The 274-nt window shown below is 77.4% G+C and carries 1 pseudogene; it reads right to left on the bottom strand.

Annotated features, from left to right (window positions below):
- Positions 1-274: pseudogene (locus tag C5N14_RS31580) on the bottom strand (amidase); the annotation flags it as partial.

The raw sequence follows: 274 nt of genomic DNA, 5'->3' as shown, positions 1-274 counted from the left end.
GCCGCGTCACGGGTGCGCAGTTCGGTGCGGTCCAGTCGGGCACGGCGCACGGCCTCGTCGAGGGTCCGCACCTTCGGGTTGCTGGTCAGGTGCATCACGCCGTACCCGCCGGAGGCGCTGGGCTCGCCGTGGTGACCGTCCAGCCGGGTCTCGGCGTACCCGAGCGCGGCGAGCAGGTCACGCGGCACGTCGGAACGGGCCGCCGCCCGGTCGAAGGCGGCGGCAAGCGACTCCGCGCCCTGCCGCGGCGCGGCCTGGGCCGGCTGGCCGGCCA

Origin of the sequence: Micromonospora sp. MW-13 (assembly GCF_003434305.1) — a bacterium.
In the GTDB taxonomy this organism is placed as follows: domain Bacteria; phylum Actinomycetota; class Actinomycetes; order Mycobacteriales; family Micromonosporaceae; genus Micromonospora.
The sequence above is the reverse complement of the archived record's forward strand: the minus strand, read 5'-3'. Positions and strand labels throughout refer to the sequence as shown.